The sequence below is a fragment of the Rhizobium leguminosarum bv. viciae USDA 2370 genome (assembly GCF_002008365.1).
Lineage (GTDB): Bacteria > Pseudomonadota > Alphaproteobacteria > Rhizobiales > Rhizobiaceae > Rhizobium > Rhizobium leguminosarum.
Window position 1 is genome coordinate 383,804 of sequence record NZ_MRDL01000051.1, and the last position, 16,243, is coordinate 400,046.

General features: G+C 61.0%; 17 protein-coding genes. 11 read left to right on the forward strand and 6 right to left on the reverse strand.

The genetic code is table 11. The features are described from left to right. The first annotated feature begins 57 nt into the window (after nucleotides 1-57). From mgrA to BS629_RS28640, 5 genes are all read left to right on the forward strand, one after another. Entirely contained in the window at nucleotides 58-1,089 is a 1,032-nt protein-coding gene (mgrA, locus tag BS629_RS28620) for an L-glyceraldehyde 3-phosphate reductase (RefSeq protein WP_018242359.1), read from the forward strand. 90 nt (nucleotides 1,090-1,179) lie between these two features. Beyond that, on the forward strand, nucleotides 1,180-2,793 hold the full coding sequence (locus BS629_RS28625; RefSeq protein ID WP_018242358.1) for a glycoside hydrolase family 43 protein: 1,614 nt from the start codon (nucleotides 1,180-1,182) through the stop codon (nucleotides 2,791-2,793). Nucleotides 2,794-3,278: 485 nt separating this feature from the next. Continuing rightward, nucleotides 3,279-4,205, forward strand: a complete 927-nt coding sequence (locus tag BS629_RS28630) for an ABC transporter ATP-binding protein (protein WP_018242357.1) — start codon at nucleotides 3,279-3,281, stop codon at nucleotides 4,203-4,205. Then, nucleotides 4,202-4,963 carry an ABC transporter permease gene (locus tag BS629_RS28635; RefSeq protein WP_018242356.1) on the forward strand — a complete coding sequence of 254 codons (762 nt, stop codon included), beginning with the start codon at nucleotides 4,202-4,204 and terminating at the stop codon, nucleotides 4,961-4,963. The genes BS629_RS28630 and BS629_RS28635 overlap by 4 nt, the downstream gene beginning before the upstream one ends. 110 nt (nucleotides 4,964-5,073) lie before the next feature. Next, nucleotides 5,074-5,811 (forward strand): SDR family oxidoreductase, encoded by a 738-nt coding sequence (locus tag BS629_RS28640; protein WP_018242355.1) that lies wholly within the window; start codon nucleotides 5,074-5,076, stop codon nucleotides 5,809-5,811. On the opposite strand, the gene BS629_RS28645 is transcribed toward BS629_RS28640, so the two are convergent. From BS629_RS28645 to BS629_RS28665, 5 genes are all read right to left on the reverse strand, one after another. Beyond that, nucleotides 5,774-6,697 carry a LysR family transcriptional regulator gene (locus BS629_RS28645; RefSeq protein ID WP_018242354.1) on the reverse strand — a complete coding sequence of 308 codons (924 nt, stop codon included), beginning with the start codon at nucleotides 6,695-6,697 and terminating at the stop codon, nucleotides 5,774-5,776. The two genes, BS629_RS28640 and BS629_RS28645, sit on opposite strands and share 38 nt — an antisense overlap. 124 nt (nucleotides 6,698-6,821) lie before the next feature. Beyond that, a complete protein-coding gene (locus BS629_RS28650; RefSeq protein ID WP_018242353.1) occupies nucleotides 6,822-7,259 on the reverse strand; it encodes an EamA family transporter in 438 nt (145 codons plus the stop codon). Between the two features lie 165 nt (nucleotides 7,260-7,424). Then, entirely contained in the window at nucleotides 7,425-8,126 is a 702-nt protein-coding gene (locus BS629_RS28655; protein WP_003560075.1) for a TIGR02281 family clan AA aspartic protease, read from the reverse strand. Next, nucleotides 8,123-8,341 carry a DUF1289 domain-containing protein gene (locus BS629_RS28660; RefSeq protein ID WP_018242352.1) on the reverse strand — a complete coding sequence of 73 codons (219 nt, stop codon included), beginning with the start codon at nucleotides 8,339-8,341 and terminating at the stop codon, nucleotides 8,123-8,125. The genes BS629_RS28655 and BS629_RS28660 overlap by 4 nt, the downstream gene beginning before the upstream one ends. A gap of 18 nt (nucleotides 8,342-8,359) precedes the next feature. Then, nucleotides 8,360-9,142, reverse strand: a complete 783-nt coding sequence (locus tag BS629_RS28665; RefSeq protein ID WP_018242351.1) for an adenosylcobinamide-GDP ribazoletransferase — start codon at nucleotides 9,140-9,142, stop codon at nucleotides 8,360-8,362. 160 nt (nucleotides 9,143-9,302) lie between these two features. On the opposite strand from BS629_RS28665, the gene cobT reads away from it, so the two are divergent. Next, nucleotides 9,303-10,319, forward strand: a complete 1,017-nt coding sequence (gene cobT / locus BS629_RS28670) for a nicotinate-nucleotide--dimethylbenzimidazole phosphoribosyltransferase (protein ID WP_011652311.1) — start codon at nucleotides 9,303-9,305, stop codon at nucleotides 10,317-10,319. Between the two features lie 137 nt (nucleotides 10,320-10,456). Further along, the gene (locus BS629_RS28675) at nucleotides 10,457-10,846 is read left to right on the forward strand and encodes a diacylglycerol kinase (RefSeq protein ID WP_003560069.1); all 390 of its coding nucleotides are present in this window, start codon (nucleotides 10,457-10,459) and stop codon (nucleotides 10,844-10,846) included. Nucleotides 10,847-10,954: 108 nt separating this feature from the next. Here BS629_RS28675 and BS629_RS28680 read toward each other — a convergent pair whose 3' ends face one another. Next, nucleotides 10,955-12,490, reverse strand: a complete 1,536-nt coding sequence (locus BS629_RS28680) for a sensor histidine kinase (RefSeq protein WP_018242350.1) — start codon at nucleotides 12,488-12,490, stop codon at nucleotides 10,955-10,957. A gap of 106 nt (nucleotides 12,491-12,596) precedes the next feature. On the opposite strand from BS629_RS28680, the gene BS629_RS28685 reads away from it, so the two are divergent. The 4 genes from BS629_RS28685 (at nucleotide 12,597) to BS629_RS28705 (ending at nucleotide 16,134) form a co-directional block, all read left to right on the forward strand. Continuing rightward, nucleotides 12,597-13,154, forward strand: coding sequence for a thermonuclease family protein (locus tag BS629_RS28685; RefSeq protein ID WP_018242349.1), 558 nt, complete (start codon nucleotides 12,597-12,599; stop codon nucleotides 13,152-13,154). Nucleotides 13,155-13,158: 4 nt separating this feature from the next. Further along, nucleotides 13,159-13,791, forward strand: coding sequence for a uracil-DNA glycosylase family protein (locus BS629_RS28690; protein ID WP_018242348.1), 633 nt, complete (start codon nucleotides 13,159-13,161; stop codon nucleotides 13,789-13,791). Between the two features lie 69 nt (nucleotides 13,792-13,860). After that, nucleotides 13,861-14,349, forward strand: a complete 489-nt coding sequence (locus tag BS629_RS28695) for an Lrp/AsnC family transcriptional regulator (protein WP_003540387.1) — start codon at nucleotides 13,861-13,863, stop codon at nucleotides 14,347-14,349. Between the two features lie 720 nt (nucleotides 14,350-15,069). After that, nucleotides 15,070-16,134, forward strand: a complete 1,065-nt coding sequence (locus BS629_RS28705) for a porin (RefSeq protein WP_018242347.1) — start codon at nucleotides 15,070-15,072, stop codon at nucleotides 16,132-16,134. The last annotated feature ends 109 nt before the right edge of the window (nucleotides 16,135-16,243 follow it).

Consider the following 16,243-nt stretch of genomic DNA (forward strand, 5'->3'; position numbering starts at 1 on the left):
ATGCTCGGCACAAGGCGAGCATGACGACTGTATAGATATTTTAGCAAGGAGAGTCTTATGAGCTGGCAACCAGCCGCAGACCGCTATTCGAAAATGAAATATAACCGCACGGGCCGTTCCGGCCTGAAGCTGCCGGCCGTCTCCCTCGGCCTCTGGCACAATTTCGGCGGCGACACGCCGCATGACCGCAAGATCGACATGTGCCGCACGGCCTTCGACCTCGGCATCACCCATTTCGACCTCGCCAACAATTACGGCCCGCCGCCCGGCAGTGCCGAAACCGCCTTTGGCGAGATTCTGCGCACCGAATTCGCTGGGCTTCGCGACGAGCTGATCATCTCGTCGAAGGCCGGCTACGACATGTGGCCGGGACCCTATGGCGAATGGGGCAGCCGCAAATACCTGATCGCCTCCTGCGACCAGAGCCTGAAGCGTATGGGCCTCAATTATGTCGACATCTTCTATTCGCACCGCTTCGACCCGGAAACGCCATTGGAAGAGACCTGCGGCGCGCTCGATCATATCGTCCGTTCCGGCCGGGCACTCTATGTCGGCATTTCCTCCTATAATTCGCAGCGATCGCGCGAAGCCGCAAAGATCCTTAAGGATCTCGGCACACCGTGCCTGATTCACCAGCCGAGCTATTCGATGCTCAACCGCTGGGTTGAGGACGACAGGCTGCTCGATACGCTGGATGAGGTCGGCATGGGCTCGATCGTGTTCTCGCCGCTTGCCCAGGGCATGCTGACGACGAAATATCTCGGTGGCATTCCCGAAGACAGCCGCGCGGCGCAGAACCACTTTCTCAAGCGCGACTACATCCGCCCCTCGATCATCGACAATATCCGCAAGCTCAACGAGATCGCCGAAAGGCGCGGCCAGACGCTGGCGCAGATGGCGATCGCCTGGGTACTGCGCGGCGGCCGCGTGACCTCGGCGCTGATCGGCGCCAGCCGCTCGTCGCAGATCGTCGATTGCGTCAAGGCGCTCGACAATCTCGAATTCAGTGTCGAGGAGCTTGCCGAGATCGACGTCTATGCCCGCGAGGCCGACATCAACCTCTGGGCCAAGTCCGCCGAACGCGAGTAGTCACGTCAGGCCCGGAGGCAAGTCTTCCGGGCCTTTTTCTGCTATAATCTGATGTACGTACAGCAAAAAGCGGTCGGAGGAGACCCTGTCATGATCCGCAACCCCATCTTGCCCGGGTTTAACCCCGATCCGTCGATCTGCCGCGTCGGCGCGGATTATTACATCGCCACCTCAACCTTCGAATGGTATCCCGGCGTGCAGATCCACCATTCGCGGGACCTGGTGAACTGGACACTGGTGCGCCGGCCGCTAGAGCGGAAATCGCAGCTCGACATGCGCGGCAATCCGGATAGCTGCGGCATCTGGGCGCCGTGCCTGTCCTATGCCGACGGGCAGTTCTGGCTGGTCTATACCGACGTCAAGCGTTACGACGGCAATTTCAAGGATGCGCCGAACTACATCGTCACGGCACCTACGATCGAGGCCGATTGGTCCGAGCCGGTCTATGTCAATTCCTCCGGCTTCGATCCCTCGCTCTTCCATGACGATGACGGCCGCAAGTGGTTCGTCAACATGCAGTGGAACCACCGCACCGAAAGCTATGGCGGCTCGCCGAAATCGCCGGCCTTCGACGGCATCCTGCTGCAGGAATGGGATCCGGCGGCAAAGGCGCTGAAGGGGCCGATCAAGAACATCTTCGCAGGCAGCCCGCTCGGCCTCGTCGAGGGCCCGCATCTCTTCAAGCGCAATGGCTGGTATTATCTGACGACCGCCGAGGGCGGCACCGGCTACGACCATGCCGTCACCATGGCGCGGTCGCGAAAGATCGACGGACCCTATGAGATGCATCCGAACATGCATCTCATCACCTCCAAGGATCATCCGGGCGCAGTGCTGCAGCGAGCAGGGCATGGCCAATATGTCGAGACGCCGGAGGGCGAGGCCTATCACACCCATCTCTGCGGCCGGCCACTACCGCCGAAACGGCGCTGCACGCTGGGGCGCGAGACATCCTTACAGAAATGCGTCTGGCGCGACGATGACTGGCTCTATCTTGAAAACGGCACCTCGGTGCCGGATGTCGATGTGCCGGGCCTCTTTGGCGCGGTTCCCGTGGAAAAGCCGATGCGCAGCGAATACAACTTCGACGGCGGCACATTGCCTGCCGATTTCCAGTGGCTGCGCACGCCCGAGCCCAAGCGCATCTTTAACCTCACGGATCGTCCCGGCCATCTGCGCCTGATTGCGCGCGAAAGCATCGGCTCCTGGTTCGAACAGTCGCTGGTCGCCCGCCGCCAGGAACACCACAGTTTCCGCGCCGAGACCGTGATCGAGTTCTCGCCCGACACCTATCAGCAGGTGGCGGGGCTGACGCATTACTACAACCGTCACAAGTTCCACGCGGTTGCTGTGACGCTGCACGAAACACTCGGCCGCTGCGTGACGATCCTCTCCTGCAACGGCGACTACCCGAACGGACGCCTGAGCTTTCCCGCCGACAGCGGGGTTTCGATCGCCGCCGAGGGCCGCGTTCAGCTCGCCATGGAAATCCGCGAGAACGACCTGCAATTCTTCTGGCAGACAGAAGGCAAGGGCGCCTGGCAGCCGATCGGCCCGATCCTTGACGCCGGCGTGATTTCCGACGAGGGCGGACGTGGCGAACACGGCTCCTTCACCGGCGCCTTCGCTGGCGTATTCGCTTTCGATACGTCGGGTCGGGCGAAGGCAGCGGATTTCGATTGGTTCAATTACGACGAGCTGTAAGGGTGCACCCTTGGTCGCTTTCATCCGCAATGGATCACGGAAAGAGCGAGGAGCGGAGAAGAGGCACATAAAAAGAAAGCCGGCGCAGGGCCGGCTAAGACGGAACGCGGGTGAACAGGGGATACTGGCCGGTTCCAAGCACTTCGTGACTGAACAATAACTTTGACTACATGCCGAGGCAGCGAAAAAGGGGCGCAACGAGAACACCCGGAGACGGCTCCGCAAAGGGGTGGGCGGCGGGGCGGATGCCGGTGCTGGCCTCGGCTCCCTTATCGGGCATGAATATCACCGGATGATGACATCTGAAGCCGGCGCTGCCTTTCTTTCGCAAAACCCGATGCCGGCTACTTCGCCCGCGTCAGCAGGTCAGCGGGCCAACTGTGTTAGCAGCGTGAATGCAGTGTTCATGGCTTAAGGATGTTAAAGCGTTACAAAGGGACTATATAGCGGCCGAAGTAACTTCCAAGAATCCGCAAGAGTCCCGCATGGCCCCCATCATTTCCGTTCAGAACCTCACCAAGACCTATGCCAATGGGTTCGAGGCCCTGAAGGGCATCAATCTCGACGTCGAAAAGGGTGAGATCCTGGCGCTGCTCGGGCCAAACGGTGCAGGCAAGACGACGCTGATCTCGATCATCTGCGGCATCGCCAATCCGAGCGGCGGCCGGGTGTTGGTCGCCGGCCACGACGTCGTGAAGGATTTCCGCGCCACCCGCGGGATGATCGGGCTGGTGCCGCAGGAGCTGACCACCGACCAGTTCGAGACGGTGTTCAATACCGTGAGCTTTTCGCGCGGTCTGCACGGCAAGAAAGCCAATCCGGCCCATATCGAGAAGGTGCTGCGCGCACTCTCGCTCTGGGACAAAAAGGACAATATGCTGCGCCAACTCTCCGGTGGCATGAAGCGACGGGTACTGATCGCCAAGGCGCTCTCGCATGAGCCGGATATTCTTTTCCTTGACGAGCCGACCGCCGGCGTCGACGTGACGCTGCGCAAGGACATGTGGCATGTCGTCGAAGAGCTTAGGGCCTCCGGCGTCACCATCATCCTGACCACTCATTATATCGAAGAGGCGGAGGAAATCGCCGACCGCGTCGGAGTCATCAATGGCGGCGAATTGCTGCTCGTCGAGGACAAGGCGGCGCTGATGGCCAAGCTCGGCCGCAAGCAGCTCATTCTCGATCTCACCGAACCGCTCAGCCGACTGCCGGACTGTTTTGCCGGCAATGGACTGACGCTGGAAGCGGACGGGAATCGGCTGACCTATGATTTCGATACTGACAACGAGCAGGAAAGCATCGCCGCACTGCTGACCCGACTCGGCGAGAACAACATCCATTTCAAGGATCTCTCGACGCGGCAAAGCTCGCTCGAGGACATCTTCGTGGCGCTGGTGGGAGCGGGCAAATGAACGTTGAAGCGGTCAAATCGATCTATTTCTTCGAGATGGCGCGTACGCGCCGCACTCTGCTGCAGAGCGTCATCTCGCCCGTGATCTCAACCTCGCTTTATTTCATCGTCTTCGGTGCCGCGGTCGGTTCACGTATCCAGGAGGTAGAGGGCGTGTCCTACGGCGCCTTCATCACACCCGGCTTGATCATGCTGACGCTGCTTGGCCAGTGCATCAGCAATGGCTCCTTCGGCATTTATTTCCCGAAATTCACCGGCACGATCTACGAGGTACTTTCGGCGCCGGTGGCGATGACGGAGATCCTGCTCGGTTATGTCGGGGCGGCGGCGACCAAGGGGATGCTGATCGGCTTCATCATTCTCTTGACAGCCAATCTTTTCGTCGACGTCAGGATCGAGCATCCCTTCATGATGATCCTGTTCTTCCTGCTGACAGCGATCACCTTCAGTCTGTTCGGCTTCATGATCGGCATCTGGGCCGGCAATTTCGAACAGCTGAACCTCATTCCCATGCTGGTCGTGCCGCCGCTGACCTTCCTCGGCGGGAGTTTCTATTCGGTCAGCATGCTGCCGCCCTTCTGGCAGGTGGTCAGCCACCTCAATCCGGTGCTCTATCTCGTCAGCGGCTTCCGCTGGAGCTTTTACGGGATCGCCGATGTCAATCCGGCGATCAGCCTGGCGATGATCACGGTATTCCTGGTGATCTGCCTGGGAACACTCGCCTGGATCTTCAAGACCGGTTACCGGCTGCGCAACTGATCGTTTTCTGAAACAACCATCGGAAAACTCGATGACGTCATCGGTTTCTTCCGTTTTTCTTCCGCTCCGGCCTGAGGCATCTGCTGCGTCAGCCAAGAAGGAGACGGCAGATGACGGGTATCAGGATCGAAGGCGCGAAGATCATTATTGTTGGCGGCAGTTCCGGAATGGGGCTGGCGCTGGCGAGGCGTTTGCTCGGGGAAGGGGCGGCGGTGACGATTGCAGGACGCAGCGAAGATAGGCTTGCGGCGGCCCGCCGCGCTCTCGGTGACCATCCTGGAGTGGCGACGATTGCTGTCGACATATCGCGGGAGGAAGAGGTCGCGGCGCTGTTCCGCAATGGCGGGCCGGTCGATCACATCGTCAGCACGGCGGCAGATATCGGAGGAGCCTATCAGCTGCTGCCTTCGATTGAGCTTGCGGCGGCGCAAAGAGTGGTCGAGAGCAAGTTCTACGGGCCGCTGATGCTGGCGAAATATGGTGCCGCCCATTTGCCGCCCTCAGGATCGATCACCTATACGTCAGGTGTTGCGGCCTACCGGCCCGCGGCGCGTGGATCGGTGGTCGCCGCCGTCAATGCGGCACTGGAGGGCCTGGTCAGGGCACTTGCAGTCGAACTAGCGCCGATCCGGATCAACGCGGTGTCGCCCGGATGGGTGGATACACCGATCTGGAGCTTCGTCGCCGGCGACGCCAAGCAGGCGACGCTCGACGCGATGGCGCAGCGCCTGCCGGCGGGGCGCGTTGGACGGCCTGATGATATTGCCGATGCGATCCGCTTCCTGATCGGCAACGGATTCACGACAGGCACTATCCTGCATGTCGAAGGCGGGCATCGGCTGATCTGAGCGGCGAGAGTTCTTCGCTCGCAGATTGCAGCAGGATGGTAAGCGCCGGCGGCTGCACGTGCCTGCGCCGCCACATCATCACCAGCGAGGCTGCGGGTGGTTTGCCCGGCCAGGGCAGTTCGACGACGTCGCCCCGTGTGGCGGCCGGGCCGAGCGCAAGGCGCGGCACGAGGCCATAACCGGGGCCGGATGCAACGAGTCGGATGATCGTCGCGATGCTGTCAGCTTCCGTGACGATTGATGGTGCTGCAATGTTTGCTTCGGCAAAGGCGGTGTCGAACAGGTGACGGTAGACGCAACCGGTTTCGGTGGCGACGAAGGGCACGGTGCTGAGTGCCGTGAGGCTTTCCGGCGGCCGGGCTTGCGCATCGCGGCCGGCAATCAGCACCAGCGGTTCGCTGCAGATGCGGCGCGTCAAGAAGCGTTCATCCTGCTGCTCGCGATCGAAGGTGAAGGCGACGTCGATCGAGCCGTGCTGCAATTGCGCAAGCAATTCGCCGCTGCCGTTGACCTTAAGCTTGAGACCGACGCGTGGGTTCTTCTTGCGAAAGAGTGACAGCCAGGGCGCTAGCCTTTCGGCGGCTATGGTTTCGAGCGTGCCCAAGGTGATGGACTGTCCGGCGCTGCCGGCTGCGGCGCTGACGGCGGCCTTCGCCTCGTCGTTCAGCGCCAGTATCTCCTCGGCATAAGCCTTGAGGACCGCACCTGCGGGTGTCGGGACGACGCCCTGCCGGGAGCGGAGGAAGAGTTCCGCGCCCAATTCCTCTTCCAGCGCCTGGATCTGGTCGCTGAGGCTTGACTGAGCGAGATTGACCTCGGCAGCGGCGCGCGTGAGATTTTCGTGCCGGATCACTGCGAGGAATGTCTTCAATTGTCGTGGGTTCATATCGGGCTCCAGTATGGCGCGCCGAGACGCCTTGAACGCAGGATAGCAACAAAGCAGAACACGCTGCAACGCAGGAGCATTTGGCGGCGAACTGCTTATCTTATGTTGCTGCGTGCGTCTCCCGTCAGGCGCTGCTGACGAGAAGGGCGCCCGAGATGATGAGGAGGGTGCCGGCGACGAGCTTCATTGTGTCGAGCTCGGAGGCTTCGCCGAGAAAGACGGCGCCGATTGCCAGCGTCACCAGCACGTTGCAGCTCCAGATCGGCGCGAGTTTCGAGACGGGGACACCGTAAGTGAAAAGCGCAAAGCTGATGAGGCCGGTGCCGACGGCAAAGCAGGCGCCTGATGTGGCAGCAAAACCGAGACCTTCGGCGGTCCATGGGGCAGGGCGCCAGATCAGTGCTGCGATCAGGCCGGCGAGCGCGCAGGCAGCGCCAAAGGCGATCAGATAGACGGCGGAGCCGGTGGCTGATGTGGCGCTCTGCTTCTGGAAGATGGCGGTGATGCCCCAGAACAGGGCGGGCAGAACGCCGCCGATGACGATCGGCCAGACTGAATTCATTGCGAAACTCCTGTCGCACCCATGGATCAAGGCCTCGCCCAAGGCGAAGGCCGGTCGAACATGCGGTGCCACCAGACTAGGAGTTTCTTTTTGCTCTTTGTGGTCTTGTTGTTCTTGCGCCCAAGCTGCCAGATCCGGTTGCCGCCGTAAAGCGGCGGAGCCGTATTAATCGCGCATGCGGAGTTCGTCGGTCTGCATCTGCAGCGAGCCCAGCGTTTCCAGGAAGCTCATGCCAAGCAGGCTCTGGTCGAGCCGGCCGTCTTCGGCGACACTGGCTGTGACATTGTTGCGGATGATCGGGCCGATCGCCACCTGGTCGAGGGTGACGGGTGCTGCACGGCCGCGGCCGTTGGCGGTCATGACGGTCATAGAATAGGTGAGGCGGGAGAGGTCGATGCCGATCCGTTCGGCATCTTCGCGCGACAGCGCCACCATGCTGGCGCCGGTATCGACGAGCATCTCGATCGTCTGGCCATTGACCGCGACATCGGCTTCGAAATGGCCGTTCAGTAGCTTGTGCAGAATGATCTCCTGGCCGCCCTCACTTGTGGTGACGACGACGGCGTGGCCGGGAACCAAGCCGGCGAGCAGCCTGTTGCCGACGCCGAGCGCTTCCTGGCGATAGAGATAGACAGTCACGAGCGCCAGGATGATGACCAGCCAGATCATCATCTGGCGCATCGTTTCGCCGACGCTGCGCCGGCTCGCCCAGATGCCAGCCGACAGCATCAGCGCGATCGGCAGTAGATAGACGACGCGTCCGAAGTCATCGCTCTGCAGGCCGAGGATGCGGCCGCTGTCATTGTTGACGATCAGCACGGCAAGGCCGATGCCGATCACGACGAGGAAGACGGTCAAACGGATCATAAAGGCCGCTCCGGCCCGCGGGCGAGGCTTGGTTTCATGTGGTTCGACACACTGACGGCGCCTGCAAGCCTTGCCGGCAGCAGGGCCATGATCCGTCTTCGCTCGGTGTCGGAGTAGCTCATCCAGCTGCCGATTTCCTGAAGAGTCCGGCCGCATCCGGCGCAAAATCCGGTGGCTGAAACCAGGGAGCAGACGTGAACGCAGGGTGTTTGCATGGTGGATATATCGGAGTTTCAAAGAGCCGTGGCAAGGGCGCAAAGGGTAGCGATCTCGCAAATCTGCTGCGTTGCGCCCAGCGTGTCGCCAGTGTGGCCGGCAAGCTTGCGGCGGATGAAGGCGGTGAAGGCAAACCCTGCGATGCCGGTGGCGAGCAGGCTTGCGACCAGCGGCCGCAGGCCGAAGGCCGGCCAGATCAGAAGTGCTGCGACGAGGCCGGCTGAGGCGAGCGCAAACTGCATCGCTGCCTCGTCCGGCTGGCCGGTCGAGGCGGCCACGCCATCGGCCTTTGCCGGCGCCAACCGCTGCCAGTGCCAGGCGACGGCGCCGCGGCTCAGCGCCGCGACAGCGGGAATGGCAAGCGCGGCAGTGAGGGGCGCAGAATGGCGGGCGATGGCGGCAAGCGCGGCTGCGCGGATCGCGAAGGAGAGGATCAGCGCTATCGCGCCATAGGTGCCGATCCGGCTGTCCTTCATGATGAGGAGGCTCTGCTCGCGGCTCTTGCCGCCGCCGATGCCGTCGGCCGTATCGGCCAGGCCGTCCTCGTGCAGCGCGCCGGTGACGAAGACCTGGATGGAAAGCGCGATCAGGGCTGCCATCAGCGGATCGGCGCGCAGCCCCAAAAGCAGGAGGAGGGCGAGTGCAGGGATGAAGCCGATGACGATGCCGGCGAAGGGAAAGGCGCGCACCAGCGGGCCGAGCCTGCCGTCATAGCCCTTGAACAGCGATTGCGGCATGGGAATGCGGCTGAGGAAGGCGACGGCGCGGGCGGTATCGACCGCATAGTCCTTGATCTTCATTCTGCTTCGTTCTGCCGGAGGTCATCTCGGCTTATGGTCGCGGCTGCGCTTTTGGAGTTGTTCGCCTCGTCCGCCCGCTTTAAGAGAGTTGCCATCCGCAAAGAAGCTGATTTGCGTGGAAAAAACAAGAAATACCCGGATTTATAGGAAAACCGCACAGATGAGCGTTTCAGGCCTGCCGTTCGACGATTTCCGTACCCTGCTTCGTGACCTGCCGGGGCCGGATGCCCGCGCGCTGGTGGCCGCGCGCGAACGTGACGCGCAGCTGACCAAGCCGCCGGGCGCGCTCGGACGGCTCGAGGAGATCGCCTTCTGGCTTGCCGCCTGGACCGGCCGCACACCTGCCGTCAACCGGCCGCTGGTGGCGATCTTTGCCGGCAATCACGGCGTCACCAAGCAGGGCATCACGCCCTTTCCACCAACGGTGACGCAACAGATGGTCGAGAACTTCGCAGCGGGTGGTGCTGCGATCAATCAGATCTGTGTCGCCTATGATCTCGGACTGAAAGTCTTCGATCTGGCGCTCGATTATCCTACCGGTGATATCACCGAGGAGGCAGCACTTTCCGAGCGCGATTGCGCCGCGACCATGGCCTTCGGCATGGAGGCGATCGCCGGCGGCACCGACTTGCTCTGCATCGGCGAGATGGGCATCGGCAATACGACGATTGCGGCGGCGATCAACTATGCGCTCTACGGCGGTTCGGCGCGTGACTGGGTGGGACCCGGCACCGGTTCGGAAGGTGAGATGCTCGAGCGCAAAATCGCGGCGGTGGAAAAGGCGGTGGCGCTGCATGGTGACCATCTCGACGATCCGCTCGAGATCATGCGCCGGCTCGGCGGCCGCGAGATCGCGGCGATGGCCGGCGCCATTCTTGCTGCTCGCATGGAGCGCATCCCGGTGCTGATCGACGGTTATGTCGCGACCGCGGCGGCAGCGATCCTGAAGGCCGCCAATCCGTCCGCGCTCGATCATTGCCTGATCGGCCATGTCTCCGGCGAGCCCGGACATCTTCGCGCAATCGAGATGCTCGGCAAGACGCCGCTTCTGGCGCTCGGCATGCGGCTTGGCGAAGGCACCGGTGCGGCGCTTGCCGCCGGCATCGTCAAGGCCGCCGCCGCCTGCCATTCCGGCATGGCGACCTTCGCCCAGGCGGGTGTGTCGAATAAGCATTAAGGCCGCGGCCGCCGCCGTCGATCCGCACGCGTTCGCTTGCGCCGCCCAAATGGATTCGGTATTTGCGTATTCGCTCATCGAAGGGGAGGCGGCAAAGCCTCTCCCGGTCTGTGATGCAGGGAAGAGGAGAGGGCATCTTGACGAAGCCTGCGGTGACGAAAGAGACCGGACTTCGGCATTTCATCGCCGCCGCCAGCTACTCCTGGGCGGGCTTCCTGCGAGTGCTGAAAGAGGCAGCCTTCCGCCAGGAACTTGGCTTCTTCATCGTTTCGATCGCTGCGCTGGCGTTGGTGGGAGCCACTGCAGGCGAGATCGTCGTCGCGGTGCTTCTGTTTCTCGGGCTCTTTTCGATGGAGGCGATGAACACCGCCGTTGAAGAGGTGATCGACCGGATTTCGCCGGAGATTTCGATCGTCGGCAAACACGCCAAGGATCTCGGCTCCTTCGCGGTAACCTGCATGATTGCCGCCTGCTGCCTCTATCTAGGCTTCGTCCTCGGCAAGCACCTGTTCTTTGGATCTGGATGATTTCACGCTGGATCGGCCGAAAATCTGAATCCGGATCCAAATCAAAAAATCCAACATGATGTCGCCCGAAAAACCGCTCACACTTCTCGGCATCATGCTTTAGCTGAATCAGGCAAAACTCTTGCGCTTGCGCAAGACGGCCTGAGCCTCCTCGACGGCCGGCAGGCTCTGGAGCACGCGCTTGGCAGGCAGGATGGCGATGACCTCGGTGCCCTCGCGCAGCTTCGATTTCAGCAGGAACTGCCCATCATGCTTGGCAAGGATCGCCTGGACGATCGGCAGGCCGAGGCCGGTACCCTGTTCGGCGCTCTTGATGGCGATTGAGCCCTGGCCAAAGGCCGACAGGACGACGGGAATCTCTTCTTCCGGAATGCCGGGGCCGTTGTCCTTGATCGAGATGTACTGTCCGCCACCAGCTGTCCAGCCGACCTTGACGTGGATCTCGCCGCCCTGCGGCGTGAACTTGACGGCATTGGAGAGAAGGTTGAGCACCACCTGGCGCATCGACTTCTCGTCGGCCCAGATGGCCGGCAGCTGCCGCTCGAACTGGTCCGAAATGGCAATGTTCTTGGCGCGGGCGCGCAACTGGACCATGCCGATGCAATCTTCGGTGATATCGAGCAGCGAAATCGCCTCCTCGCTCAGCTCGTATTTGCCGGCCTCGATGCGTGACAGGTCGAGGATCTCGTTGATGAGATCGAGCAGATGCTGGCCGGAGCGGTGGATATCGCCGGCGTATTCCTTGTAGGTCGGATTGGCGAGCGGCCCCATGACTTCGGCCGACATCACCTCAGAAAAGCCGAGGATGGCGTTGAGCGGGGTTCTGAGCTCATGCGACATGGAGGCAAGGAAGCGGGACTTGGCGAGGTTTGCCTCTTCGGCGCGGCGGCGAGCTTCGTCCGACATCGATTTCGCCACTTCCAACTCGGCGATCAGGTCGTCCTTCTCCGACTGGTATGAGAGAATTCTGAGGTTCGACTTGAAGAGCCGGTCGCTGATATAATTGAAGAAGACCAGGGTGGTGGTGAAGGCCCCCGTCAGGCTGATTTCGAGGAGGTCCCGCGACAGGCCGCTCTTGGCGGCGAGCGCCAGGACCGCGGGCGAGAAGGCGGTGAGCACGGCGGGCGTCAGCATGAAGTTCGACATCGCCGTGACGGAGAGCGCGATCAGCAGCGTCGCGCCCTTATAGAGAATGAAGCTCGACGGCTCGCAGGTGTCGCAGCCTTGCAGCGCGAAGACGGCCCAGCAGCAGCCGAGCAGGAACTGGCCGAGCAGCAGCAGGCGGCGCCATTTGCGGGCGCTCTCGGAGGTGATTTCCTGCCGGCGCGCGCGCCGCGCCAGCAGGATATTGCCGGTGTGACAGGTGAGTGTCAGCAGCGCCCAGAAGAGCAATTGCGTATTCTGGGTGAAATAAACGCCAAGCGCGGTGATGATGACGACGAAGAGCGGCATGATCGTCGCGCCCTGCAGCACCGATGCCACATACATGTTGAGCACGTCACGATCGAAGGAGGAATTTGACGCATGACCGGACTGAAGACGTTCGCGCGTCTGCCGCACGGCCTTGGAAACGGCCTTGTTGCGGTGGCTGCGCGACCTGTCGACGATGATCTTGTCGGTCGATGTGCTTACGCCGGTACTCATGTGCACGTTGAAACTTCATCCCAGGGTGGATAAGAGCTTAATCGACAATTCTTAAGAAGATGTTTGCCATCTTTGCCAAGGATTTGTTTTTTAAGGAGGCGAAAGCGTGACACGGGGCCTGCGCCTGATTCGCGACGGCGTGACCGCTTTTGCCCTGCTGGCGCTCGTGGCGCTGATCGCCGCCAAGCTCAATGATGCGGCAAAAATCGAGCATATGGGTGCTTTCCATGCCGCCGACGGCGACAGTCTGACATTGGGAGCCGAACGTTTGCGCCTCGAAGGCATCGATGCGCCGGAGCTCAACCAGAGCTGCGAGCGGGAAGGGAAGGCCTGGGCCTGTGGCCGCGCGGCGCGCGAGGCGCTGCAGGGCATGGTGCTGGCATCTGGAACACTTTGTCAGGGCAGCCGGCACGACCGCTACGACAGGCTGCTCGTCATCTGCCGGAGCGGGGCGGGCGGCGACATCAATGCCGCCATGGTGCGCCAGGGCATGGCCATCTCCTATGGCGGTTATGCCAAGGAGGAGGCCGACGCGAAGGCTCAAAAGGCGGGCCTCTGGGCCGGGACTTTCGAGCGGCCACGCGATGTGCGCGACCATGCGCGCCAGAGTTCCGGTTTCGACGGCGCCCTGCACTTCATCGGGCGGATCGTCGGATGGGAGTAAAGTCATGACCGACGAAGCCATGCTGGAGACGCTGCGGCGGGAGATCGCCTCCTGCCGCATCTGTCGCGACGCGCCGGCAAAAGGCATCGAGCACCGGCTGCCGCACGAGCCGCGCCCGGTGGCCGTGATCTCGTCGAGCGCACGCATCCTGATCGCCGGGCAGGCGCCCGGGCTTCGGGTGCATGAGAGCGGGCTGCCTTTCGACGATGCCTCAGGCGACCGGCTGCGGTCATGGCTTGGCGTTGACAGGGCAAGCTTCTACGACCGCGACCGATTCGCCATTGTCCCGATGGGCTTCTGCTTTCCTGGCTACGACGGCAAGGGCGCGGATCTGCCGCCGCGGCGCGAATGCGCGCCCCTCTGGCGGCAAAGGGTGATCTCGGCCATGCCACAGATCGAACTGGTACTGGTCATCGGCCAATATGCGCAGGCCTGGCATATGGCCGGTGAAAGGCGGGGCAATATGACCGAGACGGTGCGGGCATGGCGTGACTGTCTTCTGTCCAACCGATCGCCGGCGGTGCTGCCGCTGCCGCATCCGAGCTGGCGCAATAGCGGCTGGCTGAAGCGCAATCCCTGGTTCGAGAAAGAATTGCTCCCGGTCTTGCAGGAACGGACGAAAATGCTGCTTTCCTGAAACAAAATTCTTTTAGTTGCGCGGAATCGAGTTATACAAAGAAAATAATTCGAAAGGACTGTTGTGCGCATGGACCGCCTCGACCGAAAAATACTGCGTCTTCTGCAAGAAGATTCGACGCTTGCCGTTGCCGATCTCGCCAAGAAAGTGGGGCTCTCGACGACGCCGTGCTGGCGGCGCATCCAGAAGATGGAAGAAGACGGCGTCATCAAGCGCCGAGTCGCCATCCTCGATCCGGAGAAGGTCAACACCAAGGTCACCGTCTTCGTGTCGATTCGCACTGCCACTCATTCGATCGAATGGCTGCGCCGCTTTTCCGAGGTGGTCGCCGAATTCCCCGAAGTGGTCGAATTCTACCGGATGAGCGGGGATGTCGATTATCTCCTGCGAGTCGTCGTGCCCGATATTGCCGCCTATGACGCCTTTTATAAGCGGATGATCGCCAAGATCGAGATTCGCGACGTTTCCTCCGCCTTTGCGATGGAGCAGATCAAGTATTCGACGCAGTTGCCGCTCGACTACATGATTCTCGACAATGCCAAATCAAACGAGGATTGAGGTCAAGCGTGCGGCCGTGACCGCACGCGATAATGCAAAATCCAATGAGGACTGAGACCGGGCGTGAGTCTGCGACCTCAGATATGCCCTTAGGAGGCGGCGTGTGCACTCCGGCTGCACGTGGGATTGCCGGTTCGGCAAAGGCCGGGTTTAAGTATGTGCGATCTGCTATTGCAAAAAAAAGCCTCAAAAATAGCGAAAAAACGCTCAAATCGACCGAATTTCCTGGAAAAGTGAATAGCCTGGTAAGGATTCCCGGGTTATGTTCGATGAAACCAGTGGGCGATATGTCATAATTTTGTCTCATTGGTATCGAATTCAGGACACTATGTTCTAAACCGCCACCTTGTTTGTGCTCATTAGCCGGCGGTAGAATTTATGCGCTTCACCAGTATGTTCGACGGGGGTCGGACGGTGGAGAATTTGACAAAGGGGTTTAGGGTTTGCGGCTTGCGATGGAAGATTTCCGTCGCGGAGCCGTTTGGCGTGTCTTTCGTATAAATATTTGAAATTGTTGTATAAAAATCACGTTGTCGGGGAAAGTTGCCCGTGAGAACCCATCTGGCGTGTATCGAGAATTGCTTGATAGGGCCTTGTATGTGATGACGGTTTGGCGGTTCGATCGATCCGCACGCCGAGATGGCTGTTCAAACTGGGCCGGCTTCAAATCGACTACCCGATCTGAAGCCAGCCCCGATCGACAAAGGAATGGATTGGTAAATGAACATCAGAATGGTTTTGCTTGCATCAGCAGCAGCATTTGCTGCATCGACGCCGGTTCTTGCAGCTGACGCTATTGTTGCTGCTGAGCCGGAACCGGTTGAATATGTTCGCGTCTGCGACGCTTACGGCACCGGCTACTTCTACATCCCGGGCACCGAAACCTGCCTCAAGATCGAAGGCTACATCCGTTTCCAGGTTAACGTTGGCGAAGACGTCGGCGGCGATTCGGACTGGGATGCCGTCACCCGCGGTCAGGTTCAGTTCACGGCCAAGAGCGACACCGAATATGGTCCGCTGACCGGCGTCATCGTCATGCAGTTCAATGCTGACAACGCCACGGCTCAGGACGCCATTCTCGATTCCGCTTACCTCGACATCGCGGGCTTCCGCGCTGGTCTGTTCTACAGCTGGTGGGACGATGGTCTCTCTGGCGAAACCGACGACATCGGCTCGGTCGTAACGCTGCACAACTCCATCCGCTATCAGTATGAAAGCGGCACCTTCTACGCTGGTATCAGCGTCGATGAACTGGAAGACGGCGTTTATCAGGGTGACGTGGATCCCGTCACCGGCCTCCTTGTTCCGAACGATGGTCCGAACAATGTCGGCGTTGCCTTCGGCATCGGCGGCACTGCCGGCGCGTTCAGCTACCAGGTCACTGGCGGCTGGGACGTCGACAACGAAGACGGCGCTGTCCGTGCAATGGGTACGGTTGACATCGGTCCCGGTACGCTCGGCCTCGCTGCTGTGTACTCTTCCGGCCCGAACTCCTACTACTCGACGGCTGAATGGGCAGTTGCTGCCGAATACGCCATCAAGGCAACCGACAAGCTGAAAATCACCCCGGGTGTTCAGTACTACGGCAACTACATCGGCGGTGCCAGCGCGTTTGACACCGTTCCTAGCGATTACGACGGTGCCGGTGATGCATGGAAGGTCGGTCTGACCGTTGATTACCAGATCGTCGACAACTTCTACGCCAAGGCTTCGGTTCAGTACCTCGATCCGGATGATGGCGACGACTCCACGACGGGCTACTTCCGTCTGCAGCGTTCGTTCTAATCCACTTGGTGGATATGCTCCCGGTCTTCGGACCGGGAGCACTTAAATCAGTTTCTGATCCGAGTGACCTCCGATCAGCTACGGGGACGGGTCCGGTCTTCCCTGCCGG